The organism is Bifidobacterium sp. (assembly GCF_050874245.1).
Taxonomy (GTDB): domain Bacteria; phylum Actinomycetota; class Actinomycetes; order Actinomycetales; family Bifidobacteriaceae; genus Bifidobacterium.
The window spans coordinates 1-7,629 of the sequence record NZ_JBNMKH010000079.1; the positions used below are offsets into that span (position 1 = coordinate 1).

Below are 7,629 nucleotides of genomic sequence, written 5' to 3' on the forward strand. Positions count from 1 at the left end.
CGATTCGCGCGACACGAACGTGGACATGCCCACCGCGGTGGCGCGCGCCTGCGCCGAATTGGTGATCCATTCCACGCACGACCGTGGTCCGCGCGACATTCTCGTGTTCGCTTCCGGCGAGCGCGACACCCACGATTTCGAGAACGCGCTGCGCCGCCATTACGGTCCGCGCGCGGCGGATATGCGCAGGCCGGATGCGATCGAGATCGTGCCGTTGTTCGCACGGTTGTCTTCGAAGGAACAGCATAAGGTGTTCGAACCGCATACGCATCAGCGTATTGTGATCGCCACGAATGTCGCCGAAACGTCGCTGACGGTGCCGGGCATCCGATATGTGGTCGATCCGGGCACGGCGCGTATCTCCCGCTATTCGAAGACGGCGAAGGTGCAGCGTCTGCCTATCGAGCCGATCAGCCAGGCGAGCGCGAACCAGCGTTCGGGCCGCTGCGGCCGTATCGCCGACGGCATCGCGATCCGTCTGTATTCACGTGAGGATTTCGAGACACGTCCCGAATTCACGGAGCCTGAGATCCTGCGCACGTCCCTGGGCGCGGTCGTCCTGCACATGCTGTCGGTGGGCGTGGCGCGCACCGCGAAGGATGTGACGGATTTCGGTTTCATCGACCCTCCGGACATGAAGGCCGTGTCGGATGGCTTCAACGAGCTGACCGAATTGAAGGCGGTGGCGCGCAGACACGGCGAGGTGGTGTTGACGCATACCGGCCGCATACTGGCGCGTATACCGATCGACGTGCGTCTGGGACGCATGGTCATCGAAGCCGCGAAGTCGACCACGCCGAACACTCTGGCGGCGGTGCTGGTAGTAGTCGCGTTCCTCAGCCTGCAGGATCCGCGCGAACGTCCCGACGAGAACCGTGAGGAGGCGGATCGGATCCACAACCGGTATGCGGACCCGACCAGTGACTTTCTGACCGCGTTGAACCTGTGGGACCGCGTGTTCCAAGCGGATGGCGAGCCGAGCAATTCCGCGCTGCGCCGCATCTGCAAGACCGAGTACTTGAGTTGGCTGCGCATGCGCCAATGGAAGGATTTGGTCGCCCAGCTGCGCGAAATGTGCCAGGAGTTCAAATTCAAGCTTGGCGAGCCGATTCCCGTGTCCCGTCCACCGTTGGAGATCCGCCAGCTGCCGCTTAACCAGCAGGCAGCGCATTCACTGTGCTGCTCATGGGACGCGCAGGGCATCCACACGTCCATGCTTTCCGGCCTGCTGTCCATGATGGGCATGCAGGTCACGCGCGAGCCGAAGGCATCCGATTTCGCTGGTTTGAAGGGTGCGGCACGCGCTCGTGCGATGAAACGCGCGCAGAAGATGGCGAAGAACGACTATCAGGGCGCGCGCGGCACGCATTTCGCCCTGTTCCCCGCCTCCGCCGTAGCCAAATCGACACCGCAATGGGTGATGAGCACCGAACTGGTGGAGACAAGTCGACTGTGGGCGCGGTATTCCGCGCAGATTGATCCCGCATGGGCGGAGCCGCTCGCCGGAGCACTCACCCGTACCACGTACGCGGATCCGCACTGGTCCGGTTCGCGCGGCTCGGCCGTGGCGAGCGCGAAGGTGCTCCTGTACGGCCTGCCGATCGTGCAGGACCGCACCGTGCAGTGGGGGCGCATCAATCCGCTTGAGGCGCGCGATTTCCTCATCCGGCAGGGTCTGGTGGAGGGCGACATCCAGCAACGGTTCTCCTATGATGATTTCGTCACCAGGAACCGGGACATCCTCGAGGATGCAGCCGATGATGCGAGCCGCACCCGCCAGGTGGCGCAGACCGTCGGTGACGAGGATCTGTTCGACTTCTACAACGCCATCATCCCCAACACCGTCACCAGCGTGGCCGATTTGGCGAAATGGTGGAAGACGAAGCACGACGAGCAGCCCGATCTGCTGGATTTCAATCCGGACAAGGTGGAGCGTCTCGCCGGCTCCGATTCGGTGTCCCTGGACGACTATCCCGACCATTGGCATACGCTCGGCACCGACGGCTCCCCCATCGATCTAAGGTTGAGCTACATCTACGACCCGCACGACCCAAACGACGGCGTCACCGTGCATGTGCCGTTGAAAGCATTGTCTCGACTGACTCCGGAACAGTTCTCGTGGAATGTGCCGGGATTGTTGGACGAGCTAATCGTCGGCATGGTCAAGTCGCTGCCGAAAACGTTGCGCGTGCAGTTCGTGCCCGCTCCGGACACGGCACGCAAAATCCGCGCCTGGATCGACGAACGCTATCCCGACCTGCCGGGCTCCGGCAGCCAGCAGAAGCCTAACATCGCCCCCGAAAACGAGGATGGCATGGCCGCATGGCCCGACCTGCCGCACGTGTTCACGCAGGCGGCCATCAGTATCGTCGGCGCGCAAATCCACCCGGAAGTCCTCACCGGCGAACTATGGAACAAGCTCGCGCCATACCTGCGCATGACCTTCGCCGTGGAACAGCAGCTGCCGCCCAACCGCAAGAACCAGCACGGCCGACGACACGCGCGAGGATCCGTCAAAACGCTCGGCACCGGCAAATCACTCGTCGAACTGCAACGCAGATTCGCCGAACAAGCCAAAGCCTCCGCACGCCACATGGTCGAAAAACAAGCCCGAAACGCAGGAGACCAAGGCAAGTTCGTCGAACAAGCCAACCTGCTCAACAAAGCGGGAGCGACCACCGAAGCACGCGCCACCATGCTCTGGCAAGGCGCGCTCGACACGCTGCGCCTGCCCGGTGAACGCATCTCCTCACGCTGGCTCGGCACGGAGGCGCTCATGCTCGCCTCCGCCCCATACAAGTCCACGAAGGATCTCGCCGAAGACCTGCAATTGGCGGCAGTCAAACGTCTCCTGCCGAACGTCGACCAACTCCCCGATGACGAAGCGCTCGCCAACGCGGTGCTCGACGTGCGCGAAGTGTACGAGGACACTGTGTATGCGGTGGCACGCGACGTGATCGCCATACTGAAACGCTATGCGGAAGTCGACAAAGCCGTGTCCGGCAAAGCCGACCTGCCGCTATTGAGCGTGCTGCAATCGATCCGCGAACACATCGCAACGCTCGTATACCCCGGCTTCATCGGCAAGACACCGCCCGAAGCGTTGCCATCCATCGAACGGTATCTGCACGCGGACCTGCTGCGCCTCGCCAAGGCGAAAAACGATAAGAACCGCGACGTGCGTTGGGCTTGGGAAGCCGACGAAGCCAAACAGCTCGCGGACAAGGCCATGGCCAAAGCACAACGCGAGCCGGCGGGACCACGCCACGAGTCGCTCATGAAACAGGCGGAAACCGTACGCTGGATGCTGGAGGAATTCTACGTGTCCCTGTGGGCGCAGGAACTGGGCACACCGAAACCAATCAGCCTGCAACGCATCAAAAAGGCGCTCGCCTGACCCGACGAAAAGACTCCCCGCGGTTGTTCCGTTTCTCCAAAACCCGTCAACGCTTCTTGAAAAAACGGAACAACTGCGACTCACGAATCAGTAATCCCGCGAACAGGCTCGCCACCATCACGCCGGAGAACACCGCCAACGGCGTACGCACCGCGGCCGCCAACACCGCCATCCAATCGGACTGGCTCATCCTCACCGCGTACGCCGTCAGCAACGCGCATGACGAAAGCGCGGCCAGCCCGGCCCAGGCAACGGTTTCCACGCCGATGCCCAGCAACTGCGCGCCCTTCGACTGCCCCGAATGCAAGGCACCGGCATACTCCAGCCTGCGCCGGCGCACGCTGAACACACCAATCAGCACACCAATCGCCAACCCCAAGTACGGCATCCACCGCGTCGGACGGTTCAGATACGACGAACGCGCGTCATAATGCGAATCGAAGCTCTTGTTCACCTGCGTCACACCCGCATTCGAAGACCCCGAGCCCGCCACCAGCGTGGAATACAGCAGGCTTTCCGTCTGTCCGCTTGCCGGCCACTGCTTGACCCAGCATTCGTCAAACGTCGAAGCGCTCGCCGACACCGGCACGATGAACGCGTAGGCGAAACGCGTGTCACGCCCATCGTTCGGCCAGTCGAACACACCAGCCACACGTGTGGTGCCTTCGCGTGTCTGCAATGCGCTGCCCACGGCGAGCCCGAAGTCCTTGGCCACGTCGCGCGGCACCCATACGCCGGACACGTCGGCCTTGGCATTGCCTGCGATCAGTCGGATCATGCCAGGCGTCACATCATACGACGAGATGTCCTTGCCGGGCGTGGCGAGCAGTACGATCTGCCTGCCGGAACGCATCGCACCAGACGAAGCGCTCATCGTGCCGTCATCCGTATCAGCCAATCGGTCGCACGCGTCACCGTCCACCGTTCCTCCGACGATGGCGTTGACGTCGGCGTCCGCGTTGATGCGCTGCACGGCCTCGGATTCCAATCCGATCACGTTCATCGCCTCATATCCGCCCAGCAGCGTTCCGGAGAGCAGCACGGCGAGGAACATGACGAACGCGCGGCTCACGCCCGAGCCGATGTTGCGCAACGCTTCGGAAAGCACCGATCCGAGTCTCATATACGCTCCCTTATCGTCAGTTTCATGCGGTTTTCAACGTTTCCCGCGATTCGACAATCATCTACTTGCAGCTCAACCCGTTGATTCCGCTGCCGATTTCGACGCTGGTTACCGCTGACGCATCGACGTCCTGCGTCTGCACCAGACTCACACCCAGCTCACTGCCTATGATCGTCACCTTCACCGGCGTATTGGACGAGTTTTTGGATTTCGGCACGATGCATCCGTGACCGCCGTCGATGCCGAATACCGCTCCCGCCGGCACGCGCAGCACCCGCAGCGGTTCCTTCAACGCCACGGTGGCGTCAAGTCCCGCTTTTTTGGTTTGAATGTCCATGGATTGAAACGTTTCGCTTGCCGATACGCCGCGGAGGAATTCGGAGTCGGTGATTTCCGTGCTGCCGGCCGGCAATGTTCCGTCGATGCCGTACATGCTTATGCTGCGGTCCTGTCCTGCCGCCGTGCCGTTTTTCACGGTGAGTTTCGTCAACGCTCCCGGTATTTTCCCGATTGCCATGCCGCCCGTCACCATGGAACCGGTGGTGGCCGTCCACTCGTCGACCGCGACCACGTTTTCAGGAATCCACATGGTATCGGCAAGTGTGAGCGTACCGTCGGAGGGGTTGCCGTTGTCGTTCATGAGCTGCCGCCAGCCGTCGGATGTGGCCCACCAATAGGTGTCGGAACCAGCCACACTGTTGTAGCCGAGTCGGCTCAGCTCATTGTTCAGCGCGAGAACATCGTCTCCTTTGTCCCCGGTTTTGAGGTCACGGTATAGGGGTGTGGCGGTGTTCAATGCCACAACCACGCGATCGTTGACTTTGTATGCTCCTTTGCCGGAAGTGAGGCCGCCTGCGGACCAGTCGGCCGTGACGGTGCCATTGGCGTTGCCAAGGAGATCGCGTTCGGAGGAGATGGTGGGCACGACGGTCACCTGTTGGTTGCCGGAGTATTCCTGCACACTGGCCGGAGCGGTGGTCACCTCCCCCGACGAGCCAAGCAACGCCGGCGCACGGTCGGGCAGCAACAGCGCGCATGCGCCCACGGACACGCATACGGCGGTCGCCACGGCGAGCAGGATCCAAGTCCATGCGAGCCGTCCGCTTCCGACACCGTTTTTCATGACTTTGGCGTCTCGTTGCTTCTTTCCCATGAGTCGATGCCTCCCTATTCGTCCGATTCCGGATCCTGTGATTTGCTGCCGCCCGGCGCGTAGTCGGCCAGGTCGAGCACGCGGTCGCATGCATCGCGGGTGTCGGGATCGTGCGTGGCCACGAGCACTATCATGCCTTGGCCGGAAAGGTTGTTCAGCACGTGGCTGACGGAATGCGCGGTACGCGTGTCCAATTGTGCGGTCGGCTCGTCCACGAGCAGCATGTCGGGTTTGGAGCAGACGGCGCGTGCCAGCATGAGACGTTGCGCCTCGCCGCCGGAGAGGTCGGAGAACCGGCGGTCGGCCGCGTATTCGAGGTCGAACAGTCCCATGGCTTCCAAGGCTTTGGGCTCGGCTTCCTTGCGACGCATGCCTTTGGCGAGCAGTGGGAACACCACATGGTCGAGCGCTGTGCGTTCGGCCACGCCATACGGGTTTTGGAACACCCATCCCACACGGTTTACACCTTCTCGGACCACGGTGCCGGCATATGGTTTCTCCCAGCCTGCGAGAATCGACAGTAGCGTCGATTTGCCGCAGCCGGATGGTCCGCATACCGCGATGGTGGACCCCGGTTCCGCCACGAAATCAAGATGCTCGAACAGCAGGTCGGTCCCCGGAAACCGGTGGGCCAGCCCTTCCACAACCACTCGCATATGGTTTCCCCTCACGCATCCGACTATTTCAGTGGGTACCAGACCGTCTCATCCGAGGCGGACACGTTCACTCCGGCCGTCACCAAGCAGGTCAGCGCCTTCCTGTTGCCGCGCAAGACTGAATCCTCCCCGGATTCCAGATCCTTCTCCAGTTTGTCGACGGTGTAGTCCTTGGGCTTTATGCCCTCCTTCCGCAAACAATCGACCGCCACTTCCCTGTCATCAAGCAACAGCTCCGGATTGCCCAGCTGCAACCTGTACACGGTGTTAACATCTGTGACATGCAGCGTAGCGCAGGAATATAAATCGTTATTGAGCTTGCCGACAGCCTCCTTGCTGGCGCCGTTGGTATCGTACGTAGGCAATGCGTAGATGCCGTTGTCGTACTTGTCGAACGTTGTTTCGGCATACCCCTTGTCAACGATACATTGCCTGTAATCCCCCCATGCGCGCTCGTAGTCGGACTGGCTGACCTTTCCGCCTGAAGCGGCCTTCTCCAGCGCAGACTTTTGCTGATCGGATATTTTGCCACCGTCGGAATCCAACAACGATCGCGCATAATCTTTCAGCGACGACGCGATTCGTTCACCCTGTTGCGATGATTGATTCTGCTGGGATTGATTCTCCCGTTGCGAGCCCTCCTTCAGCGCCCCGCAGCCTGTTAAGCCGACAAGCAAGGCAAGACAGCATATGACGGCAACAATCTTGCCACGTGTATCCGTTTTCCCCGTCATCGCCATCAATCCCCCTGCGAACGGCGCAGCCGCCAGACCGCCATGGTCTGTTGCTCCCTCTACTTTACACCCCCAATTCTTGCCGCCACGCGCGGCATATCCGGCCACCGGAGCTCTTTGTTCTTTCCGGTCATGTCAGCGCCCGTTCCCACGTTTCAGCCATGTGATGATGGCTTGCCGTTGCGTACGGCAGTTCAGTCGTTTGACGATGTTCTGCATATGCTTGCGCACTGTGGCGATGGATATGCCGAGTCGCCCGGCTATCTCGCCATCCGTGAGATACTCGTTCACGCACAGATCCATGATGGTTTCCTGCATGTTGGTGAGCGTAGATTCCATCTCGACATCGCACTTCAGCTTCGCATAAGCCGCCATCGGAGTTTCGAAACCGGCCAGGGAACATCCTGAAAGGACACGGGAGACGCCTTGTTCGAACTGCGTCTCGTCTTTTTCGACAAGCCCCTGCGCGCCTGCCGCCGCCAGCGGAACGCGATACCGGTTCAGACTGAAGCTGGTCATGCCAAGAATCGGCGTGGAACAGTCCATCAACCGCATGCGACGGCAGA

The 7,629-nt window shown here is 61.2% G+C and carries 6 protein-coding genes; 1 reads left to right on the plus strand and 5 read right to left on the minus strand.

Going from position 1 to position 7,629, the window contains the following annotated elements; translation table 11 throughout:
- On the plus strand, positions 1-3,397 hold a 3,397-nt coding region (locus ACR0P8_RS07870), incomplete at its 5' end, for a DUF3418 domain-containing protein (RefSeq protein ID WP_432624555.1).
- Positions 3,398-3,443: 46 nt separating this feature from the next.
- On the opposite strand, the gene ACR0P8_RS07875 is transcribed toward ACR0P8_RS07870, so the two are convergent.
- The 5 genes from ACR0P8_RS07875 to ACR0P8_RS07895 form a co-directional block, all read right to left on the minus strand.
- Positions 3,444-4,520 carry a hypothetical protein gene (locus ACR0P8_RS07875; RefSeq protein WP_432624556.1) on the minus strand — a complete coding sequence of 359 codons (1,077 nt, stop codon included), beginning with the start codon at positions 4,518-4,520 and terminating at the stop codon, positions 3,444-3,446.
- 61 nt (positions 4,521-4,581) lie between these two features.
- A complete protein-coding gene (locus ACR0P8_RS07880; protein ID WP_432624557.1) occupies positions 4,582-5,673 on the minus strand; it encodes a hypothetical protein in 1,092 nt (363 codons plus the stop codon).
- A 14-nt stretch (positions 5,674-5,687) separates the two neighbouring features.
- A complete protein-coding gene (locus ACR0P8_RS07885) occupies positions 5,688-6,329 on the minus strand; it encodes an ATP-binding cassette domain-containing protein (protein WP_432624558.1) in 642 nt (213 codons plus the stop codon).
- A 23-nt stretch (positions 6,330-6,352) separates the two neighbouring features.
- A complete protein-coding gene (locus ACR0P8_RS07890) occupies positions 6,353-7,171 on the minus strand; it encodes a hypothetical protein (RefSeq protein ID WP_432624559.1) in 819 nt (272 codons plus the stop codon).
- A gap of 27 nt (positions 7,172-7,198) precedes the next feature.
- Positions 7,199-7,629: response regulator transcription factor (locus ACR0P8_RS07895; RefSeq protein ID WP_432624560.1), on the minus strand; the 431-nt coding region annotated here is incomplete at its 5' end.